The organism is Superficieibacter sp. (assembly GCF_032071645.1).
Lineage (GTDB): Bacteria > Pseudomonadota > Gammaproteobacteria > Enterobacterales > Enterobacteriaceae > Superficieibacter.
On the sequence record NZ_DAMAPU010000005.1, the window covers coordinates 235,672 to 261,743 of the forward strand.

The 26,072-nt window shown below is 55.1% G+C and carries 21 protein-coding genes; 5 read left to right on the forward strand and 16 right to left on the reverse strand.

Going from position 1 to position 26,072, the window contains the following annotated elements; genetic code table 11:
* From nuoI to RT197_RS12315, 9 genes are all read right to left on the reverse strand, one after another.
* A complete protein-coding gene (gene nuoI, locus RT197_RS12275) occupies positions 1-543 on the reverse strand; it encodes an NADH-quinone oxidoreductase subunit NuoI (protein ID WP_312950979.1) in 543 nt (180 codons plus the stop codon).
* Between the two features lie 14 nt (positions 544-557).
* Positions 558-1,535 (reverse strand): NADH-quinone oxidoreductase subunit NuoH, encoded by a 978-nt coding sequence (gene nuoH / locus RT197_RS12280; protein ID WP_312950982.1) that lies wholly within the window; start codon positions 1,533-1,535, stop codon positions 558-560.
* A complete protein-coding gene (gene nuoG, locus RT197_RS12285) occupies positions 1,532-4,258 on the reverse strand; it encodes an NADH-quinone oxidoreductase subunit NuoG (protein ID WP_312950983.1) in 2,727 nt (908 codons plus the stop codon). The genes nuoH and nuoG overlap by 4 nt, the downstream gene beginning before the upstream one ends.
* 140 nt (positions 4,259-4,398) lie before the next feature.
* Positions 4,399-5,736, reverse strand: coding sequence for an NADH-quinone oxidoreductase subunit NuoF (gene nuoF, locus RT197_RS12290; protein WP_312950984.1), 1,338 nt, complete (start codon positions 5,734-5,736; stop codon positions 4,399-4,401).
* The gene (nuoE, locus tag RT197_RS12295; RefSeq protein WP_312950986.1) at positions 5,733-6,233 is read right to left on the reverse strand and encodes an NADH-quinone oxidoreductase subunit NuoE; all 501 of its coding nucleotides are present in this window, start codon (positions 6,231-6,233) and stop codon (positions 5,733-5,735) included. Before nuoE ends, nuoF begins: the two co-directional genes overlap by 4 nt.
* A 2-nt stretch (positions 6,234-6,235) precedes the next feature.
* Positions 6,236-8,038 carry an NADH-quinone oxidoreductase subunit C/D gene (gene nuoC / locus RT197_RS12300; RefSeq protein WP_312950988.1) on the reverse strand — a complete coding sequence of 601 codons (1,803 nt, stop codon included), beginning with the start codon at positions 8,036-8,038 and terminating at the stop codon, positions 6,236-6,238.
* Positions 8,039-8,121: 83 nt separating this feature from the next.
* Positions 8,122-8,796 carry an NADH-quinone oxidoreductase subunit NuoB gene (gene nuoB, locus RT197_RS12305; protein WP_297196061.1) on the reverse strand — a complete coding sequence of 225 codons (675 nt, stop codon included), beginning with the start codon at positions 8,794-8,796 and terminating at the stop codon, positions 8,122-8,124.
* A 21-nt stretch (positions 8,797-8,817) separates the two neighbouring features.
* The gene (gene nuoA, locus RT197_RS12310) at positions 8,818-9,252 is read right to left on the reverse strand and encodes an NADH-quinone oxidoreductase subunit NuoA (RefSeq protein WP_312950995.1); all 435 of its coding nucleotides are present in this window, start codon (positions 9,250-9,252) and stop codon (positions 8,818-8,820) included.
* Positions 9,253-9,881: 629 nt separating this feature from the next.
* Positions 9,882-10,817 (reverse strand): LysR family transcriptional regulator, encoded by a 936-nt coding sequence (locus RT197_RS12315; protein WP_312950997.1) that lies wholly within the window; start codon positions 10,815-10,817, stop codon positions 9,882-9,884.
* 947 nt (positions 10,818-11,764) lie between these two features.
* On the opposite strand from RT197_RS12315, the gene alaA reads away from it, so the two are divergent.
* Complete coding sequence (gene alaA / locus RT197_RS12320) at positions 11,765-12,982, forward strand: alanine transaminase AlaA (RefSeq protein WP_312951000.1); 1,218 nt, start codon at positions 11,765-11,767, stop codon at positions 12,980-12,982.
* An 84-nt stretch (positions 12,983-13,066) separates the two neighbouring features.
* A complete protein-coding gene (gene yfbR / locus RT197_RS12325; RefSeq protein ID WP_312951002.1) occupies positions 13,067-13,666 on the forward strand; it encodes a 5'-deoxynucleotidase in 600 nt (199 codons plus the stop codon).
* A 34-nt stretch (positions 13,667-13,700) separates the two neighbouring features.
* Here yfbR and RT197_RS12330 read toward each other — a convergent pair whose 3' ends face one another.
* The 4 genes from RT197_RS12330 to yfbV form a co-directional block, all read right to left on the reverse strand.
* On the reverse strand, positions 13,701-15,533 hold the full coding sequence (locus RT197_RS12330; protein ID WP_312951005.1) for an SLC13 family permease: 1,833 nt from the start codon (positions 15,531-15,533) through the stop codon (positions 13,701-13,703).
* A gap of 77 nt (positions 15,534-15,610) precedes the next feature.
* Entirely contained in the window at positions 15,611-16,285 is a 675-nt protein-coding gene (locus RT197_RS12335; RefSeq protein ID WP_312951235.1) for a sugar phosphatase, read from the reverse strand.
* Positions 16,282-16,776 carry a YfbU family protein gene (locus RT197_RS12340; protein ID WP_312951007.1) on the reverse strand — a complete coding sequence of 165 codons (495 nt, stop codon included), beginning with the start codon at positions 16,774-16,776 and terminating at the stop codon, positions 16,282-16,284. Before RT197_RS12340 ends, RT197_RS12335 begins: the two co-directional genes overlap by 4 nt.
* A gap of 85 nt (positions 16,777-16,861) precedes the next feature.
* Positions 16,862-17,317 carry a terminus macrodomain insulation protein YfbV gene (gene yfbV, locus RT197_RS12345; protein ID WP_312951009.1) on the reverse strand — a complete coding sequence of 152 codons (456 nt, stop codon included), beginning with the start codon at positions 17,315-17,317 and terminating at the stop codon, positions 16,862-16,864.
* Between the two features lie 337 nt (positions 17,318-17,654).
* Between yfbV and ackA the strand changes: the two genes are divergently transcribed.
* From ackA to yfcC, 3 genes are all read left to right on the forward strand, one after another.
* Positions 17,655-18,857, forward strand: a complete 1,203-nt coding sequence (gene ackA / locus RT197_RS12350) for an acetate kinase (protein WP_312951012.1) — start codon at positions 17,655-17,657, stop codon at positions 18,855-18,857.
* Positions 18,858-18,937: 80 nt separating this feature from the next.
* On the forward strand, positions 18,938-21,079 hold the full coding sequence (gene pta, locus RT197_RS12355; protein WP_312951015.1) for a phosphate acetyltransferase: 2,142 nt from the start codon (positions 18,938-18,940) through the stop codon (positions 21,077-21,079).
* Between the two features lie 289 nt (positions 21,080-21,368).
* Positions 21,369-22,847, forward strand: a complete 1,479-nt coding sequence (gene yfcC, locus RT197_RS12360) for a putative basic amino acid antiporter YfcC (RefSeq protein WP_409529694.1) — start codon at positions 21,369-21,371, stop codon at positions 22,845-22,847.
* Positions 22,848-22,883: 36 nt separating this feature from the next.
* Here yfcC and RT197_RS12365 read toward each other — a convergent pair whose 3' ends face one another.
* From RT197_RS12365 to RT197_RS12375, 3 genes are read right to left on the reverse strand one after another with little or no spacing between them, the layout of a single operon-like run.
* Positions 22,884-23,837: a transketolase family protein gene (locus RT197_RS12365; RefSeq protein ID WP_312951020.1), complete on the reverse strand. Its 954-nt coding sequence runs from the start codon at positions 23,835-23,837 to the stop codon at positions 22,884-22,886.
* On the reverse strand, positions 23,830-24,663 hold the full coding sequence (locus tag RT197_RS12370) for a transketolase (RefSeq protein ID WP_312951022.1): 834 nt from the start codon (positions 24,661-24,663) through the stop codon (positions 23,830-23,832). Before RT197_RS12370 ends, RT197_RS12365 begins: the two co-directional genes overlap by 8 nt.
* Complete coding sequence (locus RT197_RS12375; protein ID WP_312951025.1) at positions 24,660-26,051, reverse strand: PTS ascorbate transporter subunit IIC; 1,392 nt, start codon at positions 26,049-26,051, stop codon at positions 24,660-24,662. Before RT197_RS12375 ends, RT197_RS12370 begins: the two co-directional genes overlap by 4 nt.
* Positions 26,052-26,072 lie beyond the last annotated feature (21 nt).

A 26,072-nucleotide genomic window follows, 5' to 3' on the forward strand; every position in this document is an offset into this window, starting at 1 on the left:
TTACGGTAACAGGCTCTTGACGTCGACAGGCTTGGCTTCGTTTTCCGCTTCGCCCTTATCTTTGCCGTCGATTGCCATACCTGCCATCCGGTAGAAATTGTATTCCGGGTATTTGCCCGGACCGGAAATCAGCAGATCCTCTTTTTCGTACACCAGATCCTGACGCTTATACTCGCCCAGTTCGAAGTCCGGCGTTAACTGGATCGCCGTGGTCGGACAGGCTTCTTCACACAGACCGCAGAAAATGCAGCGTGAGAAGTTGATACGGAAAAACTCCGGGTACCAGCGGCCGTCTTTGGTCTCCGCTTTTTGCAGAGAGATACAGCCTACCGGACAGGCTACCGCACACAGGTTACAGGCAACGCAACGCTCGGAACCGTCCGGGTCGCGCGTCAGCACAATGCGTCCACGGTAGCGAGGCGGCAGATAGACCGGCTCTTCCGGGTACATACGCGTTTCGCGTTTGGCGAAGGCGTGCAGGCCGATCATCCAGATACTGCGAACCTGGGTGCCGAAGCCCACTAATAATTCTTTTAAGGTCATGGTCTTTTCGCCCCTTATTGCGCCTGCCAGAGAATGACAGCCGCCGTTACCAGCAAGTTAATCAGCGTCAGCGGCAGGCAAATTTTCCAGCCGAAGGACATTACCTGGTCATAACGCGGACGCGGTAATGCAGCGCGGATCAAAATGAACATCATCATGAAGAACGCGGTTTTGATGGCGAACCAGATGAATGGCGGTAAGAACGGACCCTGCCAGCCCCCGAAGAACAGGGTGACAATCATCGCCGACACGGTGACGATCCCGATGTATTCCCCCACGAAGAACAGACCGAATTTCATGCCGGAATATTCAATGTGGTAACCATCGGCCAGTTCCTGCTCGGCTTCCGGCTGGTCAAACGGATGGCGGTGACATACCGCCACGCCCGCAATGGCAAAGGTGATAAAACCAAAGAACTGCGGCACGATGTTCCACAGGCCCGCCTGGTTGTTGACGATGTCGGTCATATTAAATGAACCGGCCTGCGCCACCACGCCCATCAGCGACAGGCCGAGAAACACTTCGTAGCTCAGGGTCTGCGCAGACGCACGCATTGCCCCCAGCAGCGAGTATTTGTTATTGCTCGACCAGCCTGCAAACAGCACCGCGTAAACCGCCAGCCCTGCCATCATCAGGAAGAACAGCACCCCGATGTTGAGATCCGCGACCACCCAGCTCGGGCTGACCGGCACAATGGCGAAGGACAGCAGCAGCGAGGTAAAGGCAATCATCGGTGCCAGGGTAAAGATGACGCGATCCGTAAATTTCGGGATCCAGTCCTCTTTAAAGAACATCTTGATCATGTCGGCGACCAGCTGGAGCGAGCCGCCCCAGCCGACGCGGTTAGGTCCGTAACGGTTCTGGAACAGACCGAGCAGGCGACGTTCACCAAAGCTCATAAACGCGCCGCAGGTCACGACCACCAGCAGAATAACCACCGCTTTCAGGATGGTTAGCAGAACATCAATAACTTCCGGTGTTAACCAGCTCATGCTTGTGCCTCCCGCAGATCCTCAAGACGCGCGCCCGCCAGCACCGGCGCGATGCCCGGCATCCCCATCGGCAAGCCAACCTGCCCTGCCGTCAGCCCTTCGGCAATAACGACCGGCAGACTGACCGTCTGGCCTTCGTAGGTGAAGGAAACATGCGCGCCCGCGTTGACACCCAGCTTCGCGGCATCAGCCGGATTAAGCCGGATATACGGCTGCGGCATACGCTGCTGGAAGACCGGTGAACGCTGCGACATTTCGTCGCTGCCGAACAGGTGGTAATACGGCGCGATACGCCATTTCCCTTCTTCCGCCTGGAAGTTCGCCGGGATTTGGGCGAAGAATTCAAGGCCGCTTTCAGAGGCTTCAATCAGACGCACGCCCGGATCGCCATGACGCAGATGACCGCCCACTTCCGCCTGGAATTTATTCCATGCCTGCGGGGAGTTCCAGCCCGGTGCCCACGCAAACGGAATTTGCGAACGAGCTGCCGTCGGCTGGTTGTTCCCTTCCATTGAGAAGGCGAACATGGTGTCTTTATCCTGCGGCTGACGCGGCTCATGGACGCTGATGTTCGCGCGCATGGCGGTACGACCGCTGTAGCGATGCGGCTCACGCGCCAGTTTCTGCCCGCGAATACGGAACGAAGCGTCCGGTGCAGCCTCTTTGATGCCAGCCAGATGAGGCAGTTTTTCGACTACCGCATCGATAACGTGGTCGAGCTGCGTCCAGTCCACTTCACGGCTCTGCACGGTGCTGTGCAGCGAATGCAGCCAGCGCCAGCTTTCCAGCATAATGGTGCTGCTGTCGTAGTAAGCCGGATCGTAAACCTGGAAGAAGCGCTGGGCGCGGCCTTCGTTGTTGATGACCGTACCGTCGCTTTCCGCAAAGCTGGCCGCAGGCAGCACCAGGTGCGCATGATCCATAATCGCCGTGCGCTGATGGTCGATAACCATCACCAGCGGCGCTTTGGACAGCGCGGCATCAACGCGTGCGGCAGAAGCATGACGGTGCAGATCGTTTTCCAGAATCACTACGGCATCCGCCGCGCCGGATTCCAGCTCGTTCAGGGCATCGTCAAGCGAGCCGCCGTCGATCATACCGAGGCCAATACTGTTCACCGCACGGGCAATCATGGTGATGCCCACGTCGGCACCGCGCCCTTTCAGCGCTTTCGCCACGTTTGCCGCCGCCTGGATCACTTCCGTGCTGCCGGAGTTGGTGCCGGAGATAATCAGCGGCTTCTTCGCCCCTGCCAGCGCCTGCACCACGACGTCGATTTTGTTTTGCAGATCGCGATCCAGACCGTCAACGGCCGGGGCGCTGTTGTCCAGCGCGTGCGCGATGGCAAAGCCAAAACGCGCCTGATCTTCAACCGGCGCGCGGTAGGTCCACGCGGCGATATCATCAAGGCGAGTGTTATCAACGTTGGTCACAAACAGCGGATGTTTCGCGCGCTGGCCGATGTTAAGGATTGCTGCAATCTGCCAGTCAGCCACTTTCTGTGCCGCCGCCATTTCGCGCGCTTTGCCCTTCACCGCCTGGCGCACCGCCAGCGAGACGCGTGCACCGGTCTGGGTGATGTCTTCACCGAGCACCAGTACCGCATCACAGGATTCAATTTCGCGCAGCGCCGGAGTGCGGATCCCGCCTTCGCGCAGCACTTTCAGTACCAGTTGCAGACGTTCCTGCTCGCCCTGAGCAATACCGGTGTAGAAGTTTTCCGCGCCGACCAGTTCACGCAGCGCAAAGTTGCTCTCAACGCTGGCGCGCGGTGAGCCAATCCCGATCACTTTCTTCGACTGACGCAGAATATCCGCCGCGCCCTGCATCGCCTGTTCAGCGTTGAGGGTAATGAAATCGTCGCCACGGCGCTGTACCGGCTGACGCGGACGGTCTTTCAGGTTGACGTAGCCATAGCCAAAACGACCACGGTCGCAGAGGAAGTAGTGGTTAACGGTGCCGTTATAGCGGTTTTCGATCCGACGCAGTTCGCCATAGCGCTCGCCCGGGCTGGTGTTACAGCCAAGAGAACACTGCTGGCAGATGCTTGGTGCAAACTGCATGTCCCATTTACGGTTATAGCGCTCGGAGTGCGTTTTATCGGTAAAGACCCCGGTCGGACAGATTTCGACCAGGTTACCGGAAAATTCGCTTTCCAGCGTGCCGTCTTCCGGGCGTCCGAAATAGACGTTATCGTGCGCGCCGTAAACGCCCAGATCCTGGCCGTCGGCGTAATCTTTGTAGTAACGCACGCAGCGGTAACAGGCGATGCAGCGGTTCATTTCGTGCGAGATGAACGGCCCCAGATCCTGATTGCGGTGGGTACGTTTGGTAAAACGGTAGCGACGGAAGCTGTGACCGGTCATCACGGTCATATCCTGAAGGTGGCAGTTGCCGCCTTCTTCACAAACCGGGCAGTCGTGCGGGTGGTTGGTCATCAGCCATTCCACTACGCTTTCCCGGAACTGTTTCGCTTCTTCGTCATCAATAGAGATGAAAGTACCGTCGGATGCCGGTGTCATACAGGACATCACCAGGCGGCCACGCGTGTCTTCCGCGTTTTGATATTGCTTCACCGCACACTGGCGGCAAGCACCGACGCTGCCCAGCGCCGGGTGCCAGCAAAAGTACGGAATATCAAGGCCGTGGGACAGACATGCCTGTAGCAGGTTGTCCGCACCATTGACCTCGTATTCTTTGCCGTCTACATGAATCGTAGCCATAGTCAGCATGCTTCCAGTTGGCCTGAATAACCTTCATCCTTTACGCTCTGGCTGCCTTGCCACAGCACGAAGGTCTCGGTTATTTCTTAGGCATTAATCGAAATTTTTCTCTGGTATCGCTCACAAGCGAAATACCGCTATCACCAGCGCGCTTTCAGCAGGTTCGGCTGAATACCATGAATCGCATGGGTATTGCTGAACTGTTGTTTAATGCCTGCTTCAAATTCTTCGCGGAAATATTTAATCGCGCTTTGCAGCGGTTCGACCGCACCTGGCGCATGGGCGCAGAAGGTTTTACCCGGACCGAGGAAACGACACAGTTGCTCAAGTGTCTCGATATCCCCAGGCTGGCCTTCGCCGCGCTCCAGCGCACGCAGAATTTTCACGCTCCACGGCAGCCCGTCACGGCACGGCGTACACCAGCCGCAGGATTCGCGGGCGAAGAATTCTTCGAGGTTACGCACCAGCGGCACCATGCCAATTTCATGGTCAACCGCCATCGCCAGCGCGGTGCCGAGACGGCTCCCCGCTTTACCGATGCTTTCGAATTCCATCGGCAGGTCGAGATGCGATTCGGTCAGGAAGTCGGTGCCCGCACCGCCCGGCTGCCAGGCTTTAAACTTCAGGCCATCGCGCATACCGCCAGCATAGTCTTCAAGGATTTCACGCGCGGTAGTACCAAACGGCAGCTCCCAGACGCCCGGATTTTTCACCCGGCCGGAGAAGCCCATCAGCTTGGTGCCCGCGTCTTTACTGGCAGAAATGCCCTGATACCATTCGACGCCGTTCGCGAGAATTGCCGGGACGTTGCACAGGGTTTCGACGTTGTTAACGCAGGTCGGTTTACCCCACACGCCGCTGCTCGCCGGGAACGGTGGCTTGGAGCGCGGGTTCGCGCGGCGACCTTCCAGCGAGTTGATCAGCGCCGTTTCTTCACCGCAGATGTAGCGCCCTGCCCCGGTATGTACGAACAGTTCGAAATCAAAACCGGTGCCGAGAATGTTTTTGCCAAGGAAGCCCGCTTCGGTGGCTTCGGCAATCGCGCGACGCAGGTTCTCCGCCGCTTCGATGTATTCACCGCGCAGGAAAATGTAGCCACGGTATGCCTTCAGCGCGAATGCGGAAATCAGCATCCCCTCCACCAGCAGATGCGGCAATTGCTCCATCAGCAGGCGGTCTTTATAGGTGCCCGGCTCCATTTCATCGGCGTTACACAGCAGGTAACGGATGTTCATGGATTCGTCTTTCGGCATCAGGCTCCACTTCAGACCGGTGGAGAAGCCCGCGCCGCCGCGCCCTTTCAGGCCGGAATCTTTTACCGCGTTGACGATGTCATCAGGTGCCATGCCGGAAAGCGCTTTACGCGCGCCTTCGTAGCCGTTTTTGCTCTGATACTCATCCAGCCAGACCGGCTGCTTGTCATCGCGCAGACGCCAGGTCAGCGGATGCGTTTCGGGAGTGCGTATAATGGTTTTCATTTATACTGCTCCAGCAAATCAGGGATCGCCTCCGGCGTCAGATGGCTGTGAGTATCCTCATCAATCATCATGGTCGGCCCTTTGTCACAGTTGCCCAGGCAGCAGGTCGGCAGCAGGGTAAAACGCCCGTCAAAGGTGGTTTGCCCCGGCTTGATATTGAGTTTTTTCTCAATCGCAGCCTGAATGCCCTGATAGCCAGTGATGTGACACACGACGCTGTCGCAGTAGCGGATCACATGGCGGCCTACCGGCTGACGGAAGATCTGGCTGTAAAACGTTGCCACTCCTTCTACGTCACTGGCGGGAATATTTAAGACCTCAGCGATGGCATAGATTGCGCCGTCCGGCACCCAGCCACGCTGCTTTTGAACAATTTTCAGCGCTTCAATGGACGCCGCACGCGGATCTTCATAGTGATGCAATTCGTGTTCGATTGCCTCACGCTCTGCCGCACTCAGCTCAAAAGCCCCGGTTTGTGGTTGTTGATTCTCGTGCATAATTAGCGGTCCACGTCTGACATAACAAAATCGATACTGCCCAGATAGACGATCAGGTCCGACACCAGGCTGCCACGGATCGCCGAAGGGATCTGTTGCAGGTGCGCAAAGCTTGGCGTGCGCACGCGGGTGCGGTAGCTCATGGTGCTGCCGTCGCTGGTCAGGTAGTAACTGTTGATCCCCTTGGTCGCCTCAATCATCTGGAAGGATTCGTTGGCGGGCATCACCGGCCCCCACGACACCTGCAAGAAGTGGGTGATCAGGGTCTCGATATGTTGCAGCGTGCGCTCTTTCGGCGGCGGCGTGGTCAGCGGGTGATCCGCTTTGAACGGGCCTTCCGGCATGTTGTTGAGGCACTGCTCAAGAATGCGCAGGCTCTGGCGCAGCTCTTCCACTTTCAGCATCACGCGGGTGTAGCAGTCGGAGACGCCCCCGCCCAGCGGTACTTCAAAGTCAAAGTTTTGATAGCCAGAGTACGGACGCGCTTTACGAATATCGAAGTCGATGCCGGTCGCACGCAGGCCCGCGCCGGTGGTGCCCCACTCCAGCGCTTCTTTTGCGCCGTATGCGGCAACGCCCTGCGAACGGCCTTTCAGAATGGTGTTGCGCAGCGCGGCTTTCTCATACGAGGCCAGACGCTTCGGCATCCAGTCGAGGAATTCACGCAGCAGGCGCTCCCAGCCGCGCGGCAGGTCATGCGCGACGCCGCCAATGCGGAACCATGCCGGGTGCATACGGAAGCCGGTAATCGCTTCCACCAGATCGTAAATCTTCTGGCGATCGGTAAAGGCAAAGAACACCGGCGTCATTGCGCCAACGTCCTGGATAAAGGTCGAGATATACAGCAGGTGGCTGTTGATGCGGAACAGTTCGGAGAGCATCACGCGGATCACTTCCACGCGCTCCGGCACTACAATGCCCGCCAGTTTCTCAACGGCCAGCACGTAAGGCATCTCGTTAACGCAGCCGCCGAGATATTCGATACGGTCGGTATACGGAATGTAGCTGTGCCACGACTGACGCTCGCCCATTTTTTCTGCGCCACGGTGGTGGTAACCGATGTCCGGCACGCAGTCGACGATTTCTTCGCCATCAAGCTGAAGAATAATGCGGAAGGCCCCGTGCGCAGACGGGTGGTTCGGGCCGAGGTTGAGGAACATAAAGTCCTCGTTTTCGGTGCCGCGTTTCATCCCCCACTCTTCCGGCTTAAAGGTCAGCGCTTCCATTTCCAGATCTTGCTTGGCTTTGGTCAGCTCAAACGGATCGAATTCAGTGGCGCGTGCCGGATAATCTTTACGCAGCGGATGACCCGTCCAGGTCTTCGGCATCATGATGCGCGTCAGGTGCGGGTGGCCTTCGATATCAATACCGAACATTTCCCAGGTTTCACGCTCGTACCAGTTGGCGTTAGGGAAAAGTTTGGTGAACGTCGGTACGCGCAGGTCGTTTTCAGACAATGCCACCTTGAGCATGATATCGCGATTGCGTTCAATGGAAATCAGGTGGTAGAAAACGGAAAAATCCGCGGCCGGTAAACCGTCGCGGTGGGTGCGCAGGCGCTCGTCCATGCCGTGTAAGTCAAACAGCATGACGTAAGGTTTCGGCAATTTCTTCAGGAAATCGCCCACTTCCAGCAATTGTTCACGCTTCACCCAGACAACGGGAACCCCGGTGCGGGTAGGCTGAACGGTAAAGGCATCCGGCCCAAAACGGTTGCGCAGTTCGCCAATAACCGGGTCATCCAGATGATCCCGAGTCTGCCATGTGGCTTCATGCGCGGTTAAATCGGTCATAATGTTCACCATTGCAAATGGGTCCGTGGTGTCGACAGGCTTCGCGCTATTTATTTTGATATGCGAAGGTGAATACCGCTGCCGACAGGCGCAAATTAAATCTCGTCCGGTGTACGCAGGTTAGTCACTGCGATACGTTCGCCGCGTTTACGCTCGCGCTCTGATTGCATATTGGCGCGGTAAACGCCCTGATCGCCAACTACCCAGGAAAGCGGACGGCGCTCTTTACCGATAGATTCCTGGAGCAGCATCAGCGCCTGCATGTACGCTTCCGGGCGCGGCGGGCAGCCTGGGATGTACACATCCACCGGAATAAACTTATCGACGCCCTGGACGACGGAATAGATGTCGTACATGCCGCCGGAGTTGGCGCAGGCCCCCATTGAAATCACCCACTTAGGTTCCAGCATTTGATCGTACAAACGCTGAATCACCGGGGCCATTTTGGTAAAGCAGGTTCCCGCAACGACCATCAGGTCAGCCTGGCGCGGCGAGGCACGCAAAACTTCAGCCCCGAAACGCGCCACGTCATGCACGGCGGTAAACGACGTCACCATCTCAACGTAGCAGCAGGACAGGCCGAAGTTATACGGCCAGATTGAGTTTTTGCGGCCCCAGTTAACCATGTCGTGCAGAGCATGCTCAAGCTTGCCCATATACACGCTTTTGTTGACTTCCTGCTCCAGGGGATCGGTGACGATCTCCTGCTTTTGCAGGGGGTAACGGTCGTTCTCACCGTCAGGATCTATGCGGGTGAGCGTATAATCCATCTTATTGCCTCGCTTCTGGCGTTAACGATTAGTGCGGTCTGTTTCCGGGTTCATCACTTCACGACGTGAACGTACAGGCGTCCAGTCCAGCGCACGCACGCGAACGAGGTAAACCAGGCCAGCCAGCAGCACTAAAATAAAAATTGCAGCTTCTGCAAAGCCGACCCAACCGCTTTCGCGGATTGATGTTGACCATGCAAAGAGATAAAGGGCTTCAACGTCGAAAATGACGAAGAACATAGCGACCAGATAGAACTTCGCGGACAAGCGCAGGCGCGCGGTGCCGACGGAATCGATACCCGACTCAAAAGGCGTGTTTTTGTGCCTGGCGCGAGCGCGGCCGCCAAGATACCAGCCGCCCACCAGCATTAAGCAGCACAGGCCGATGGCAACGACGAGAAATACAGCGAATGCCCAGTGATGAGCGATGACTTCAGTGGATGTTGACATACGCATTGCTTAGCTCAAAAAGTAGCACTAAAACCTCTGCTCTTAACGGCAGATGAGTGCCACGTCTGTTCATGGGGAGGAATAAAAAACCATACATTTACTGCGTGAAAATTTAAAACCGCTAAATGATGTGGTTTTTTACTCCTTTCTATAACCTTTTGTCAACTTTAACAAAAGTTTCTTCACATTAGTTCACATTGAATACGTTTCATTAACATTAAATGCCTTTTAACCTTAGAGAGACCAGGTGCAAGCTTCCCCTTTAACGCTGGTGAATCGTGTCCGTCAGGATTGCAAAGAACAATTACCCTCTTATTTTGACAGGATTTTGCCGTAATGCCTCCCCCTAATGAGGAGTATTTTCTTGATCTGTGACACGCTTTTGTTAATCCAACTGTAAAAAAGACAACAAATTTACCGTTTTTTTTAACATTAGCAGGAAATCCTGATTATTAATCGGGTTAACGGATATCACGCGCGTTTACTATCTTAAGCCCATGATTTTGGGCCGGATATGGAAACGAAGCGGAAAGCAGCATCATTATTTGTTCAAAAAATAGGCCACAGAGGCTATTTTTACCCTCTGCGACCTGTTTTTTACGCTTACATTTTGTTACTGCATTTTAGTGACGCGATCAGAGCAAACCGTGTTCCATCGACAGCACGTTGTCTCCCTCTTGTGGAGTACAAACCGCGTAATGCGTCGGATTTTGTTGTTCGCCCAGCGCACTGAAGATAAGCTGCGCCAGTTTGCTACTGTCGGGGTGACAGCACAGCTGATATTCCGTGTCAGGCAGCGCAGGCAGGCCATCCGCCTGACCCAGCACCCGCAACTCCGGCCCCATCATTTCAACCGGTCTTGCCGTAACGCCCAGCCCGGCCTTTACCGCCGCGCGGACGGCTGAAAGCGTCGAGGCGGTGTACGCCAGCCGCCACGGGACTTTTGCAGCATTTAATGCCTCGATAGCCATGTCGCGGAACGGACTCGGCTCATCCAGCATCACCAGCGGGATCGGCTCTGCTTTCTGTAATACGAATTCCGCAGCGCAGTACCATAAGGTCGGTGAGTTGCGTAGTGTCTGGCACGATAACTCGTCAGGGTGCTGGGTGGTCAGCATCAAATCGATTTCCTGATTTGCCATCATCTCGACGATTGTCGCGTCATGTTTAATACGGATATCCAGCACCAGACGTGGATAAGCAGTACTTATGCGGTTGAGTAAAATGGGTAACAGGATATCAGCAGATTCGCTGGAAGCGCCGATGGTCAGCTCTCCATGCAAATCGTTAGAGACCAGTGAGGTACAGGCTTCATCGTTGAAACGAAGGATCTTGCGCGCATAGCCCAGAAGCTGAACACCTTGTTCGGTGAGCAGTTTATTGCGTCCATGCCGTGCAAAAAGCTCTTTATCTACCAGTTGCTCAAGCCGCTGCATCTGTTGACTGACCGCAGACTGGGTGCGACAAACGGCTGTTGCTGCCGCCGCAAAGGTATTGAGATCCGCGACCGCAACAAAGGTTCTCAGCAGATCGAGGTCGAGATTAATTATCGGACGATGTGCGTTAATCATATTTTTTCACTTACAGGCTGCTCGTAGCTGACCTGCCTGGATTGATGCTGTGCTCAAAAAATCAGGCAATTCCATTTATCTCTTACGGCAGGGTAGCTTTCCTGCGCAGTAAGAGTCTGAACGAGCGTTATTGCAAATACATGCCTGCTAACCTTCAGCAGACTCCCTGGCTATATTTTGAATTACGCGCGTAAATGCAATATTTAGTGCAGCACAACGGAGAATGCATAGCACCTTAAATTGCCTGCTTCAACGTCGGGACAATACCTATTACGATCCTTTAGTCCAATATTCACTACTCTCGCGCAACTCAAAACACAAGCAATAACAACAAAATAAAGAATGTTTATCTGCAACATCCGGCGCAAAGCGTTAGACCTGCAACCCATTCTTCGATGCATCTTAACGTAAAAATACTTTGGTTATAAGGGTGTCTACGAATAATCTTACAAAGATCTTTTAGCGCCAATAAAATCCTCCTATTAGATTAACATTTAACGCGTTCTGCCTAATAAATAATAAGCATTTTTAATTATTTTACAGATATTTTATTAACAATATTTAACATGGGATTTACACTAAAAGTATTATTGATATTGTGTTGCATGGAGTAAAAATATGTTTCCTCCTGCCTTTGCTCTATAAAATAGCGGCAGTCAGTCTGCGCTATCCTGACGCCAGCGCGAAGGCCGCGCGGAGGCAAAAATTTTCAGCATAAAATAGACCTCCCCCTCTGCTTTATCAGGCATAAATCTCTGTTCATGCCCTTCCGCTAAATCTTAATAGTGTTAATTCATAAAAAAACAGCAAGATTGTATGCATAAAAACGGCTAACCTGACAAAATCTTCTTCTGCCAACCCTTCAAAACCGCCCCTTTGGGGAGTACATTATTCGGCGAAAGCTTCCACGGCAGGGAGTGGTAATAATCGCTAAAAGGTCAAGGTTCATGTCTCCCATCGAAAAATCCAGCAAATTAGATAACGTCTGTTATGACATTCGTGGCCCGGTTCTGAAAGAGGCAAAACGCCTTGAAGAAGAGGGAAATAAGGTTCTGAAACTCAACATCGGCAATCCGGCTCCTTTCGGATTTGACGCCCCCGATGAAATTCTGGTTGACGTGATCCGCAACCTGCCGACGGCGCAGGGCTACTGCGACTCAAAGGGTCTGTACTCCGCGCGCAAAGCAATTATGCAGCACTATCAGGCTCGTGGAATGCGCGATGTGACCGTTGAAGACATTTATATCGGCAACGGCGTTTCTGAACTGATCGTTCAGTCGATGCAGGCGCTGCTGAACAGCGGCGATGAGATGCTGGTTCCGGCACCGGACTACCCACTGTGGACCGCCGCCGTGGCGCTCTCCAGCGGCAAAGCGGTGCACTACATTTGTGATGAATCGTCGGACTGGTTCCCGGACCTTGACGATATTCGCGCTAAAATCACCCCACGCACGCGCGGGATCGTCATCATTAACCCCAACAACCCGACCGGGGCCGTCTATTCCAAAGAGCTGCTGCTGGAGATTGTCGAACTGGCGCGTCAGCATAACCTGATTATTTTCGCCGATGAGATTTACGACAAAATTCTCTATGACGACGCCGAGCACCATTCCATCGCGCCGCTGGCCCCGGATCTGCTGACCATTACCTTTAATGGCTTGTCGAAAACCTACCGCGTGGCCGGATTCCGTCAGGGCTGGATGGTACTGAACGGTCCGAAAAAACACGCGAAAGGCTACATTGAAGGGCTGGAAATGCTGGCCTCCATGCGCCTGTGCGCCAACGTCCCGGCGCAGCACGCGATTCAGACTGCGCTGGGCGGTTATCAAAGCATCAGTGAGTTTATCCTGCCGGGCGGACGGCTGTATGAACAGCGCAACCGCGCCTGGGAGCTGATTAACGATATCCCCGGTGTCTCCTGCGTGAAACCGAAGGGCGCGCTGTACATGTTCCCGAAAATCGATGCGAAGCGGTTTAATATTCATGACGACCAGCGAATGGTGCTCGACTTCCTGCTCCAGGAAAAAGTGCTGCTGGTACAGGGTTCCGCCTTTAACTGGCCGTGGCCGGACCATGTGCGTATCGTCACCCTGCCGCGCGTGGACGAACTGGAAATGTCGCTCGCTAAATTTGCCCGCTTCCTTTCCGGCTATCATCAGCTTTAATTCCGCTGCCCCGCCGCCGGATTTGCATCCGGCGGTCATCCCGGCGCACAATGACCTTCAATGTTGTTATCGATAAGGGTCACCATGAGCCAGAGCCATTTCTTCGCCCACCTTTCCCGCCTGAAGCTAATCAACCGCTGGCCACTGATGCGTAATGTGCGCACCGAAAACGTCTCTGAACACAGTTTACAGGTCGCGATGGTCGCCCATGCGCTGGCGGCGATTAAAAACCGCAAATTCAACGGCGCGCTTAACGCCGAACGCATTGCGCTGCTGGCGATGTACCACGATGCCTCTGAAGTGCTGACCGGTGATCTGCCGACGCCGGTAAAATATTTCAACTCGCAGATTGCCCAGGAATATAAGGCGATCGAAAAAATCGCCCAGCAGAAACTGGTCGATATGGTGCCGGACGAGCTACGCGATATTTTTGCCCCGCTGATTGATGAGCACCAGTACAGCGAGGAAGAACGCTCCATTGTTAAGCAGGCCGACGCGCTGTGCGCCTATCTGAAATGTCTGGAAGAGCTTTCGGCAGGCAATAATGAATTCTTCCTGGCCAAGGGACGGCTGGAAAAAACACTGGAAAGCCGCCGCAGCGAGGAGATGGATTACTTCATGCAGATTTTTGTCCCCAGTTTCCAGCTCTCGCTGGACGAGATTAGCCAGGATTCGCCGCTGTAATTATGCTGCCGGATGCGCTCATCCGGCAGTGATTTTAGAACGGAAATAATACCGGTATCAGGACCACGCAGACCACCATCACCAGCACGGTAAACGGCACGCCTATTTTGACGAAATCGCTAAAGCTGTATTTTCCCGGCCCCAGTACCAGCGTATTGACCGGCGAGGAGACCGGCGTCATAAAGGCGGCGGAAGCGGCCATCGCGACCATCATAGCGAAAGGATAAGGCGAAACGCCCATCGACTTCGCGGCGGCCAGCGCAATCGGTGCCATCAGCACGGCGGTGGCCGTATTGGAAATAAACAGCCCGATGGTCGCGCACATCACGAACAGACAGATCAGCATAAAGTACGGTCCCCTGCCCCCGCCGATATCCATCAGCCCTTCGACCACCAGATCGATACCGCCGGTTTTTTGCAGCGCCAGCGCGAAAGGCATCATACCGATAATCAGGATCACACTGGGCCAGTGAATCGCTTTGTAGGCGCTTTCGGCATCAATGCAGCGAAATTTAGCCATCAGCAGACAGGCAATAATGGCGGCCACCGGATTGGGGATTTCATCGGTCAGCATCAGCGCCACCATCAGCATCAGGCAAAACACCGCGTGCGGAGCCTGGCTGTGCGCCGGGGAGGCATCGCTCTCTTCAATCGGCATATTGTGAACGACAAAATCACGCCCGGTTTGCGCCAGCTGGCTGATTTGCTTCCAGTTTCCCACCACCAGCATGATGTCGCCGGTCTGCAAAGGTTCATCAACCACCGCGCCTTCCATCGCCACGCCGCCGCGCTTCAGGCCAACGATGTTCAGTCCGTAGCGGGTGCGAAATTCCATTTCGCGCACCGTTTTGCCGACCCGCTCTGAATCAGGGATGAGAGAGATTTCCGCCATGCCGACGTCCAGCGCCTGCTCGGAGAAATATTCCCCGCGCAAAATCATCGGTTCCAGCATTTGCTCGCCGCAGAACTGACGCAGATCGACATCCGCCGCTGACATATCAATCAGCAACACGTCGCGAGCGCGAAATTCCGATACCCCATTAACGTTAACGATCACCCGGCGAAAACGCCGCCAGCGTTCCACGCCGATGACATTGGCCCCGTAGCGTTCACGCAGTTTAAGATCGTCCAGCCGCTGCCCAATCATCGGCGAGCCGGGGCGAATCGCCAGCCGTCGCGCCCGTCCGTTAAGGTGATAGGCTTTGATGAGGTCACGAAAGGTCGAGCGTTTGCTGCCGTCACGCAGCGCGTCCTGGCTGTCACTCTTCAGCATAAAACGCATCAGCAGCATGTAAATCACGCCCAGCACCAGCACCACCAGCCCTACCGGCGTGACGCTGAAAAAGCCAAAACCGGTCAGGCCCGCACGCAGCAGTTCGCTGTTGACCACCATATTGGGTGGCGTGGCGACGAGGGTCATCATGCCGCTGATAAGGCCAGCAAAACTTAACGGCATCATTAAACGGGAGGGAGAGGTTTGCATCCGGGCAGCGACGCTGAGCACTACCGGAATAAAAATGGCAACCACGCCGGTGGAGCTCATAAATGCACCCAGCCCGGCCACGGTCAGCATCAGATAGATCAGCATTTTGGTTTCGCTGCTGCCCGCAACTTTAACCAGCCACGCGCCCATGCTGGTTGCGACGCCGGTTCGCACCAGTCCGTCGCCGATAATAAACAACGCGGCAATCAGAATAACGTTTGGATCGCTGAAGCCGGAGAAGGCTTCAGCGATGGTCAGGGTGCCGCTAAGAATGAACGCAACGATGACCAGCAGCGCCACCGCATCCATACGCACTTTACCCGTGGCGAATAACACCACCGCCACCGCCAGAAGACAGAGAACCCAGATTAATTCACCGTTCACAACATATCCTTGTCAGCCCAGGGGAATTCTTATAGTGCCATAAAAAAGCCCCACGGAAGTGGAGCTAAATCATGAGATCAGGCGTTAACGGTGACGCTGACCGAGGCATCCGGCTGTTTTTGCGCGGTGACACCCGCAAGCGTGGTCAAATTGAAATCAACCTCGCCGAGGCGCGGCGTATCCTGCGGCACGTTGACGGCGATAACATGGCAGCCAGCCGCCAGCCCGGAAAGGACGCCTGCGGCGGCATCCTCCACCACCACGCAATCCTGCGGCGCAAGGCCCAGAAGTTCAGCGCCCAGCAGATAAGCATCCGGCTCAGGTTTACCGCGCTTCACGCGTTCAGCAGTGACAAACACTTCCGGCATCGGCAGGCCCGCCGCGTTGTGACGCGCATGGGCAACCGGAATGGACCCGGAGGTGACGATGGCCCACGGGATGCGCTGCTCATTGAGGCTGTGAAGCAGTTCCAGCGCGCCGGGCAACGCCCGGATGCCGTCGGTGTCCGAGGCTTCAATTTTTTCCAGCAACGTAAACTCTGCCAGAATTTCCTCTTCCGGCTTCCCGGCCAGAAAATGGCGCAGCGAGGTGATAGCCTGTTTACCATGAATATAATTCAGCACCTCATCATGGCTGAGGCCAAAACGGTCGGCCCAACTGCACCACGAGCGCTCCACCACCGGCAGCGAGTCCACCAGCGTCCCGTCCAGATCAAACAGAAATCCTTTACACAACACGCCAGCCTCCGTCAGGAATTAATAATCTGATTAATTTCGTTGCTGCTCAGATGGTACTGGCGCGGGCAGGAGTGCCATACGTTTAACATCCGCTGATATTTTTCCCACATCGGCGTTTGCGCATTGAAACCGTGAGTACCGGCATCGAAATGGGCGTAGCGCCCTTCAACGTTCACCATGAAGCGGACATAACCCAGAAAACGCGCTTCGGTGGCGGCGTCAAAACCGAGGAAAGTCACCCGGCGCTCATCGATATTAATTTGATCTTTCAGATTTTCCCACGACACCCGCAGCGCATGGTACATCTCCATCACGTCAATGATGGTGCGGCAGGTTTCTTCGCTAAGCTGACCGAATTCCCGATCCAGCTCACGCATTTGCAGGCCGTAGCCACGCTCAATAATGGTCTGTAGACGACGATAGCGCTCGGCGTTGTCAGGGTCGAGCATAGTCATCATTTTGTACTGGTTGGACAAAATAAGACGTTGAGCGTTGGTCATTTCCATTTCGGACTCCTTTAGCACTTCACGACGTTAAAAAAAGAGGCACATTTTTTATGTGCCTTCTTTTATATGCGTAATGGGGGATCAATTACAAATCATCAAGAAAAGTTTTATCGAGTTGTTTGAAGGCGCGCTTAAGCGTGTCAGCCAGTGCCTGGTAATCAGGCTTTCCTTCTACTGGCGCGAGAGCCAGGCCGGACGCCTGTAATTTACCGCGCACTTCATAAAACCAGTTTAAAATAGAGGGGGGCAGCGGCGTCACTGAACGCTTACCCAGCCACCATAATCCCTGCATCGGCAGACTGATGGCGAAAACGGCGGTCGCCACCGCCGGGCCGAGCTGGCCGCCCAGCGCAATCTGCCAGCAGAGCGTGAAGATAGCGACCGGCGGCATAATGCGAATACCGAAGCGCGTCGCGCGGATGGCGCGATTTTCGACAAACACCGGTGCAAGGCGTTTTTCCATCGGCCACGTCTTCGCATAATGCTGGCCCCGGCGAAAATGGCTGAAGAATCCAGGCTGGCTGTTTTCAGGTGTCGACATGGCTCTACCTCAACTTCACATATAAAAATTAAAAAATTTGTGCAAAACAACAACTGCGTGCGGCATCGTTCAAAACATTTTGTCACAGGCCCCCGCAATCGGGTATCCTGTGCCCGCCAAAGATGGCCTTAGCGGCAAATCTCTGGCTTGTCAAAGTATCGCATAATCTGCCACTGGCTGAAAATTATGCAAAATGACTTAGACTCAAATGAATTCCTTCCATCATGCCTGAAAAAAGAGTTGAGCATGATGTTAATCATAAATGTCAGCGTCATGATGCGCTACGCTCTGGACTCACTGACGTTTTTTTAGCCACGTATCATAAATAGGTACTTCCATGTCGAGTAAGTTAGTACTGGTTCTGAACTGCGGTAGCTCCTCACTGAAATTTGCCATCATCGATGCAGCTAATGGTGACGAGTACATTTCTGGTTTAGCCGAATGTTTCCACCTGCCTGAAGCACGTATTAAATGGAAATTAGACGGCGGCAAACAAGAAGCGGCTCTGGGTGCAGGTGCCGCTCACAGCGAAGCGCTGAACTTTATCGTTAATACTATTCTGGCACAAAAACCAGAACTGTCCGCGCAGTTAACCGCAATCGGTCACCGTATCGTACACGGCGGCGAAAAATACACCCGCTCTGTGATCATCGACGAGTCCGTGATCCAGGGTATCAAAGATTCTGCCTCTTTTGCGCCGCTGCATAACCCGGCTCACCTGATCGGTATCGCCGAAGCGCTGAAATCCTTCCCGCAGCTGAAAGACAAGAACGTTGCCGTGTTCGACACCGCGTTCCATCAGACCATGCCGGAAGAGTCTTACCTCTACGCCCTGCCGTACAGCCTGTACAAAGAACACGGCGTACGTCGTTACGGCGCACACGGCACCAGCCACTTCTACGTGACTCAGGAAGCCGCAAAACTGCTGAACAAACCGGTAGACGAACTGAACATCATTACCTGCCACCTGGGTAACGGCGGTTCCGTATCGGCGATCCGTAACGGCAAATGCGTTGACACCTCTATGGGTCTGACCCCGCTGGAAGGCCTGGTGATGGGGACTCGCTCCGGTGATATCGACCCGGCGATCATCTTCCACCTGCACGACACCCTCGGAATGAGCATTGAGCAGATCAACAAAATGCTGACCAAAGAGTCTGGCCTGCTGGGTCTGACTGAAGTCACCAGCGACTGCCGCTATGTTGAAGACAACTACGCCAGCAAAGAAGATGCAAAACGTGCAATGGACGTTTACTGCCACCGTCTGGCGAAGTACATCGGCTCCTACACCGCGCTGATGGACGGTCGTCTGGACGCGGTTGTCTTCACCGGCGGCATCGGTGAAAACGCCGCGATGGTACGTGAACTGTCTCTGGGTCGTCTGGGCGTACTGGGCTTTGAAGTTGATCACGAACGCAACCTGGCTGCCCGCTTCGGTAAATCCGGCTTCATCAACAAGGAAGGCACTCGCCCGGCTGTGGTGATCCCGACTAACGAAGAACTGGTTATTGCACAAGACGCCAGCCGTCTGACTGCCTGATTCACCTCACCGCCAGCCAATGCTGGCGGTGTTGTTTTATCTTCCGCCCTGGCCGGGCGGTAACGTAAAGAGGATAAATCGTGTCCCGTATTATTATGCTGATCCCGACCGGAACCAGCGTCGGCCTGACCAGCGTCAGCCTCGGCGTGATCCGCGCAATGGAACGTAAAGGCGTGCGTCTGAGCGTCTTCAAACCGATTGCCCAGCCGCGTGCCGGTGGCGACGCCCCTGACCAGACCACGACTATCGTGCGTACTAACTCTGGTCTGCCTGCCGCTGAACCGCTGAAAATGAGCTACGTTGAATCTCTGCTGTCCAGCAATCAGAAAGACGTGCTGATGGAAGAGATCGTCGCCCGCTACCACGAAAGCAGCAAAGAAGCGGAAGTGGTACTGGTTGAAGGCCTGGTACCGACCCGTAAACACCAGTTTGCGCAATCTCTGAACTACGAAATCGCTAAAACACTGAACGCGGAAATCGTGTTCGTGATGTCCCAGGGTACTGATAACCCGGAACAGCTGAAAGAACGTATCGAACTGACCCGCAGCAGCTTCGGCGGCGCGAAAAATGCGAACGTGACCGGCGTGATCGTCAACAAACTGAACGCACCGGTTGACGATCAGGGTCGTACTCGCCCTGACCTGTCAGAAATCTTTGATGATTCCACCAAAGCGCAGATCGTGAAAATCGATCCGGCCCAGCTGCAAAACGCCACCGCGCTGCCGGTGCTGGGCGCGGTGCCGTGGAGCTTTGACCTGATCGCGACCCGCGCTATCGACATGGCGCGTCACCTGAACGCGACCATCGTTAACGAAGGCGACATCAACACCCGCCGCGTGAAGTCCGTGACTTTCTGCGCGCGCAGCATCCCGCACATGCTGGAACACTTCCGTCCGGGTTCACTGCTGGTCACTTCCGCAGACCGTCCTGACGTGCTGGTTGCAGCCTGCCTCGCGGCAATGAACGGCGTTGAAATTGGTGCCATCCTGTTGACCGGCGGCTATGAAATGGACGCCCGCATCAGCAAACTGTGCGAACGCGCATTTGCCACCGGCCTGCCGGTATTCATCGTGAAAACCAACACCTGGCAGACCTCGCTGAGCCTGCAAAGCTTCAACCTGGAAGTGCCGGTTGATGACCACGAGCGCATCGAGAAAGTGCAGGAATACGTTGCCAGCTACATCAACGCAGACTGGATCGAATCCCTGACCGCGACCTCCGAGCGCAGCCGTCGTCTGTCTCCGCCTGCATTCCGTTATCAGCTGACCGAACTGGCCCGTAAAGCCGGTAAACGTGTCGTGCTGCCGGAAGGTGACGAACCGCGTACCGTGAAAGCGGCGGCGATTTGTGCCGAACGCGGCATCGCGACCTGCGTGCTGCTGGGTAACCCGGATGAAATCAACCGCGTGGCTGCCGCTCAGGGCGTAGAACTGGGTGCCGGTATCGAAATCGTGGACCCGGAAGTGGTGCGCGAAAGCTATGTTGCGCGTCTGGTTGAACTGCGTAAGAGTAAGGGCATGACCGAAGCGGTTGCCCGCGAACAGCTGGAAGACAACGTCGTGCTTGGCACTCTGATGCTGGAGCAGGACGAAGTTGACGGCCTGGTGTCCGGTGCCGTTCACACGACTGCCAACACCATCCGTCCGCCGCTACAGCTGATCAAAACCGCGCCGGGAAGCTCGCTGGTGTCTTCGGTCTTCTTCATGCTGCTGCCGGAACAGGTTTACGTTTACGGCGACTGCGCGATCAACCCGGACCCGACCGCAGAACAGCTGGCAGAAATCGCGATTCAGTCTGCGGATTCCGCAACGGCTTTCGGCATTGAACCGCGTGTAGCAATGCTCTCCTATTCCACCGGCACCTCTGGTGCAGGCAGCGACGTAGAGAAAGTCCGCGAAGCGACTCGTCTGGCGCAGGAAAAACGTCCTGACCTGATGATCGACGGTCCGTTGCAGTACGACGCCGCCGTCATGGCTGACGTAGCGAAATCCAAAGCGCCGAACTCCCCGGTTGCCGGTCGCGCTACCGTGTTCATCTTCCCGGATCTGAACACCGGTAACACCACTTACAAAGCGGTACAGCGTTCTGCCGACCTGATCTCCATCGGGCCGATGTTGCAGGGTATGCGCAAGCCGGTTAACGACCTGTCCCGTGGCGCACTGGTTGACGATATCGTCTACACCATCGCGCTGACGGCGATCCAGTCGTCCCAGCAGAAGTAAGAGTGCGATAAGCGCATAAAAGCAGCCGCAAGGCTGCTTTTTTATTGTCTGAAGCGCTGCTTGCCTCGCGGTACAAACGGTCATTGATCGCCCGGCGTAGCCACTGGCGATGCCCCTCGCGCCCTCCTTAAATAAGGCGTCGACCTTTATAAATTCCGATTTTTTTGCTGACGCGTAGCGCGCGATTGAATAATTATTCGGTCATTCGCATACTTATGCCCTTGCTTTTATACAGGGATCGTCAGCTATGTCCGCTTCACACCATGCGCAGCCCGCCAGAAAATGGGCGATGCCCGACACTTTAGTCATTATCTTTTTCGTTGCCATTCTGACCAGCCTCGCCACCTGGATTGTCCCGGTAGGATTGTTTGACAGTCAGGAAGTGCAGTATCAGCTCGACGGGCAGACCAAAACCCGCAAAGTGGTCGATCCGCATTCGTTTCGCATTCTGACTAACGAGGCTGGCGAGGAGCAATATCATCGCGTTCAGCTTTTTGCCACCGGCGAAGAGCGTCCGGGGCTGATGAATTTCCCGTTTGAGGGCTTAACGTCCGGCTCTAAATTCGGCACCGCCGTCGGCATTATTATGTTTATGCTGGTGATTGGCGGCGCGTTTGGCATTGTGATGCGCACCGGGACCATTGATAACGGGATTCTGGCGCTTATCCGCCACACGCGCGGCAATGAGGTGCTGTTTATTCCTGTGCTGTTTATTCTTTTCTCGCTCGGCGGCGCGGTGTTTGGCATGGGGGAAGAGGCGGTGGCGTTTGCGATTATCATCGCCCCGCTGATGGTACGGCTGGGCTATGACAGTATTACCACCGTGCTGGTTACTTATATTGCCACCCAGATTGGCTTTGCCAGCTCGTGGATGAACCCGTTTTGCGTGGTGGTGGCGCAGGGGATTGCGGGCGTGCCGGTGCTCTCCGGCTCCGGGCTGCGCATCGTTGTCTGGTTTGCCTCCACGCTTATCGGCCTGCTCTTTACGCTGGGCTACGCCGCGCGGGTGAAGAAAAATCCGCTACTGTCGCGGGTGCATGCATCAGACAGCTATTTCCGCGACAAGCAAGATGATGTCGTCCAGCGGCCTTTCACGTTTGGCGACTGGCTGGTGCTGATGGTGCTGACCGCCGTCATCGTGTGGGTGATCTGGGGAGTGGTGGTTAACGCCTGGTTTATCCCGGAAATCGCCAGCCAGTTTTTCACGATGGGCCTGGTGATTGGCATTATCGCCGTCGTTTTCCGTCTGAACGGTATGACGGTCAATATCATGGCCTCTTCATTTACCGACGGCGCAAGAATGATGATCGCCCCGGCGCTGCTGGTGGGCTTTGCGAAAGGGATCCTGCTGTTGATGGGCAGCGGTGAAGCAGGGGAAGCCAGCGTGCTCAATACGCTGCTGCACGCCATTGCAGACGGGATCAGCGGGTTGAATAATGCGGTGGCGGCGTGGTTTATGCTGCTGTTTCAGTCGGTATTCAATTTCTTTGTCACCTCCGGCTCCGGGCAAGCGGCGCTGACCATGCCGCTGCTGGCACCGCTCGGCGATCTGGTCGGCGTAAACCGTCAGGTGACGGTGCTGGCCTTTCAGTTTGGCGACGGCTTCAGCCATATTATTTATCCGACCTCCGCATCGCTGATGGCGACCCTCGGCGTCTGCCGGGTGGACTTCCGCAACTGGCTGAAAGTGGGCGCATCGCTGCTGGGGTTGCTGTTTATTATGTCGAGCGTGGTGGTGATTGGCGCGCAGTTGATGGGCTATCATTAAGTGGCAAACTGGCCCGGCAGCGCCGGGCCTTTTGACTTACAGCAACTCTTTCGCGGCTTTCACAATATTTTCCGCCGTCAGTTCATACTCCTGCTGCAAAAATTCCTGGGTTCCGACCTGACCGTAGCGCTCTTTAACCCCGACCCGGCGCATCGGCACCGGGCAGTTTTCAACCAGCACTTCAGCTACCGCCGATCCCAGCCCGTTGTGAATACTGTGGTTTTCGCAGGTGACAATTTTCCCGGTTTTCTCGGCGTAGTTTTTCACCAGCATCCGGTCGATCGGTTTGAGGGTAAACATGTCGATCACCGCCGCGCTGACGCCTTCTTGCTCAAGGATTTGCGCCGCCTTCAGCGCTTCGGCCACCATAATGCCGTTAGCGATAAGCGTAATGTCGCTGCCCTCCCGCAGCACGTTGCCCTTGCCAATGGTAAACACCGAGCCTTCAGCATAAACTTTTGCTGCCTGCTTGCGGATGGTCCGCACCCAGTAAAATCCCTCCAGCGTCATAAGCTGATGCAGGATGTCATCGAACATCACCGCGTCGGTCACTTCCAGCACAATGGAATTCGCCAGCCCGCGCACGATCCCCATATCTTCAAAAGACATGTGCGTGCCCCCGTTGTGACAGGCGGTCACGCCGGAATCCGAGGCGATAACCTTGACATTGTTGCGCTGATAATCCAGCGACATAAACAGCTGATCAAAGCAGCGGCGGCTGGCAAAAGCGGTGAAGGTGTGAACAAAAGGCTTGCGTCCGGTTAACGACAATCCGGCAGCGGTACCGATCACGTTGGCTTCCATGATCCCGCAGTTAATCACCGACTGGGGATACTTTTTATGCACTCCGTCCATCGCCATTGAACTCATCAGATCCGCCTCAAGCGCGATGATTTCACTACCAGCCTCAATTTGTTCGCTGACGAAACCGGCGTAAACCTTGCGCATCTCAATGCTGTCTTTTTCGCCCGTGGGTGCAACCTTAATCATGCGCGGCCTCCAGTTGTTCAATGGTGTGAGTAATTTCCTGCTTCATTTCATCCGTCAGGCGCAGGTGGTGGGAATTGCCGAGCTGCTCCAGATACGGCACGCCCTGCCCTTTAATGCTGTCGAGGATCACCACGCGCGGACGGGCATTCTCCTGCGGAAGCGGTTTGACCACCTCCAGCAGTCCGGCAATATCGTCCCCTTTGACCTTGTAGACGTCATAGCCGAACGCCGTAAACTTGGCTTCTAAATCAAAGGCGCAGATGATTTCATCCAGTTCGCCGTCAAGCTGCTGCTTGTTCCAGTCGATAAAAATGGTCAGGTTATTCAGCCGGTGATGGGCGATAAACTGAAACGCCTCCCAGCACTGGCCTTCGTTCAGTTCACCGTCGCCAACGATGCAGAATACGCGGTTATCGCGCCCGGCCAGTTTATGCGACAGCGCCATACCACCCGCGATGGAAATGCCCTGCCCCAGCGAACCGGTGGTGGCGTCAACGCCGCGCGTTTTCAGACGATCCGGGTGGCTTGGTAGCCGGGTACCGTTCTGATTCAGCGTTTGCAGTTCTTCCACCGGAAAATAGCCTTTGATTGCCAGCGTGCTATACAGCGCCGGACCAGCATGGCCTTTCGACAGCACAAAGTAATCGCGCTGCGGCCAGTCCGGGTCGGCAGGATCGATTTTCATCACCTCGCCGTACAGAACTGCCAGCGTTTCCACCACCGACATGCTGCCGCCGTAGTGACCAAATCCCAGCGTGGTCAGTGATTTCAGCGTGGCGATACGAATATCGCGCGCCAGTTGCGATACCTCCTGAATATGACTCATAATTTCTCTCCGCTATTTTCATGGGTACGATCCACCGCTGCCCGGTTTTTCGCCAGAAGGTTGTAAGCCACCAGTGCTGCAAACAGTGCGACCACTATGCCGGTGATCGCCAGCGGCGGCAGGTAGCGTGCCAGATTGCCCAGCACAATCCCGACCACGCCAAAGTCGGCATCAGAGAATGTGGTGTTGGCAAAGCCCAGCGCGCCGAGAACCGGCAGCAGCAGCACCGGCAGGAAAGTGATCAATAAACCGTTGGCAAATGCGCCGAACATTGCGCCCCGGCGACCTCCGGTAGCGTTACCAAATACGCCCGCCGTCGCACCGGTAAAGAAGTGCGGCACCACGCCCGGCAGGATCAGCACCAGTTTCATTTGTCCCAGCAGAAACAGCCCGACCAGTCCGCCGAGGAAGCTGAACAGGAAGCCAATCAGTACCGCATTAGGCGCATAGGGGTAGACCACCGGGCAATCCAGCGCCGGACGGGCATTGGGCACCAGCTTTTCAGAAAAGCCGGTAAACGCCGGGACGATTTCTGCCAGGATTAGCCGTACGCCCTGGAGGATAATAAAGACCCCGGCGGCGAAGGTAATGGCCATGATAATGGCGTACACCAGATAGTTTTGACCGCCGCTGTACTGGCTTTCCACATATTCGCGCCCGGCACAAACTGCCATAATCAAATAAATGATCATCATGGTCAGCGAGATAGAAATAGAGCTGTCGCGCAGGAAGCTGAGGTTTTTCGGCAGGTTCATTTCTTCGGTTGAACGTGAGCCTTTACCACACAGGCTACCGATCCAGCCGGAAAGGACATATCCGAGCGTACCAAAATGACCAAAGGCGATATCGTCATTGCCGGTGATGCGCTTCATATAACGCTGCGCCAGCGCCGGGAAAAATGCCATCACCAGCCCAAGGATCAGCGAACCGGTAAATACCAGCGCCACGCCGTTAAACCCGGCGACGGTAAGAATCACGCCGATCATACAGGCCATATAAAACGTATGGTGCCCGGTCAGGAATATGTATTTGAGGCGAGTAAAGCGCGCCACAATAATATTCGCCACCATCCCAAACGCCATAATTAATGCGGTTGAGGCACCGTATTTTTCCAGCGCAATGGAAACAATCGCTTCATTGTTTGGAATAATCCCCTGAATATTAAAAGCATGTTCAAACATACCGCCCAAAGGATTTAACGAGCCGACTAATACCGTCGCCCCGCCGCCCAGCACAATAAAACCGAGGATCGTTTTCACCGTGCCTTTCACGACATCGGAAAAAGATTTTTTCTGCGCGACCAGACCAATCAGCGCGATCAGCCCCACCAGCACGGAAGGAACTTTAAGAATATCAACAACGAAATTTAGCGTTTCAAGGATAAACATATCCACCTCGCCTTATCTGGA

What these genes read in the sequence shown, in the direction of transcription:
- nuoB (WP_297196061.1), bottom strand. Translation starts at nt 8,796, where the DNA reads ATGGATTATACGCTCACCCGCATAGATCCTGACGGTGAGAACGACCGT.
- RT197_RS12370 (WP_312951022.1), bottom strand. Translation starts at nt 24,663, where the DNA reads ATGAGTCATATTCAGGAGGTATCGCAACTGGCGCGCGATATTCGTATC.
- nuoF (WP_312950984.1), bottom strand. Translation starts at nt 5,736, where the DNA reads ATGAAAACCATTATACGCACTCCCGAAACGCATCCGCTGACCTGGCGT.
- RT197_RS12375 (WP_312951025.1), bottom strand. Translation starts at nt 26,051, where the DNA reads ATGTTTATCCTTGAAACGCTAAATTTCGTTGTTGATATTCTTAAAGTT.
- nuoC (WP_312950988.1), bottom strand. Translation starts at nt 8,038, where the DNA reads ATGGTGAACATTATGACCGATTTAACCGCGCATGAAGCCACATGGCAG.
- nuoG (WP_312950983.1), bottom strand. Translation starts at nt 4,258, where the DNA reads ATGGCTACGATTCATGTAGACGGCAAAGAATACGAGGTCAATGGTGCG.
- yfbR (WP_312951002.1), top strand. Translation starts at nt 13,067, where the DNA reads ATGAGCCAGAGCCATTTCTTCGCCCACCTTTCCCGCCTGAAGCTAATC.
- ackA (WP_312951012.1), top strand. Translation starts at nt 17,655, where the DNA reads ATGTCGAGTAAGTTAGTACTGGTTCTGAACTGCGGTAGCTCCTCACTG.
- nuoI (WP_312950979.1), bottom strand. Translation starts at nt 543, where the DNA reads ATGACCTTAAAAGAATTATTAGTGGGCTTCGGCACCCAGGTTCGCAGT.
- RT197_RS12365 (WP_312951020.1), bottom strand. Translation starts at nt 23,837, where the DNA reads ATGATTAAGGTTGCACCCACGGGCGAAAAAGACAGCATTGAGATGCGC.
- RT197_RS12340 (WP_312951007.1), bottom strand. Translation starts at nt 16,776, where the DNA reads ATGGAAATGACCAACGCTCAACGTCTTATTTTGTCCAACCAGTACAAA.
- yfcC (WP_409529694.1), top strand. Translation starts at nt 21,369, where the DNA reads ATGCCCGACACTTTAGTCATTATCTTTTTCGTTGCCATTCTGACCAGC.
- yfbV (WP_312951009.1), bottom strand. Translation starts at nt 17,317, where the DNA reads ATGTCGACACCTGAAAACAGCCAGCCTGGATTCTTCAGCCATTTTCGC.
- nuoA (WP_312950995.1), bottom strand. Translation starts at nt 9,252, where the DNA reads ATGCGTATGTCAACATCCACTGAAGTCATCGCTCATCACTGGGCATTC.
- alaA (WP_312951000.1), top strand. Translation starts at nt 11,765, where the DNA reads ATGTCTCCCATCGAAAAATCCAGCAAATTAGATAACGTCTGTTATGAC.
- RT197_RS12315 (WP_312950997.1), bottom strand. Translation starts at nt 10,817, where the DNA reads ATGATTAACGCACATCGTCCGATAATTAATCTCGACCTCGATCTGCTG.
- nuoE (WP_312950986.1), bottom strand. Translation starts at nt 6,233, where the DNA reads ATGCACGAGAATCAACAACCACAAACCGGGGCTTTTGAGCTGAGTGCG.
- nuoH (WP_312950982.1), bottom strand. Translation starts at nt 1,535, where the DNA reads ATGAGCTGGTTAACACCGGAAGTTATTGATGTTCTGCTAACCATCCTG.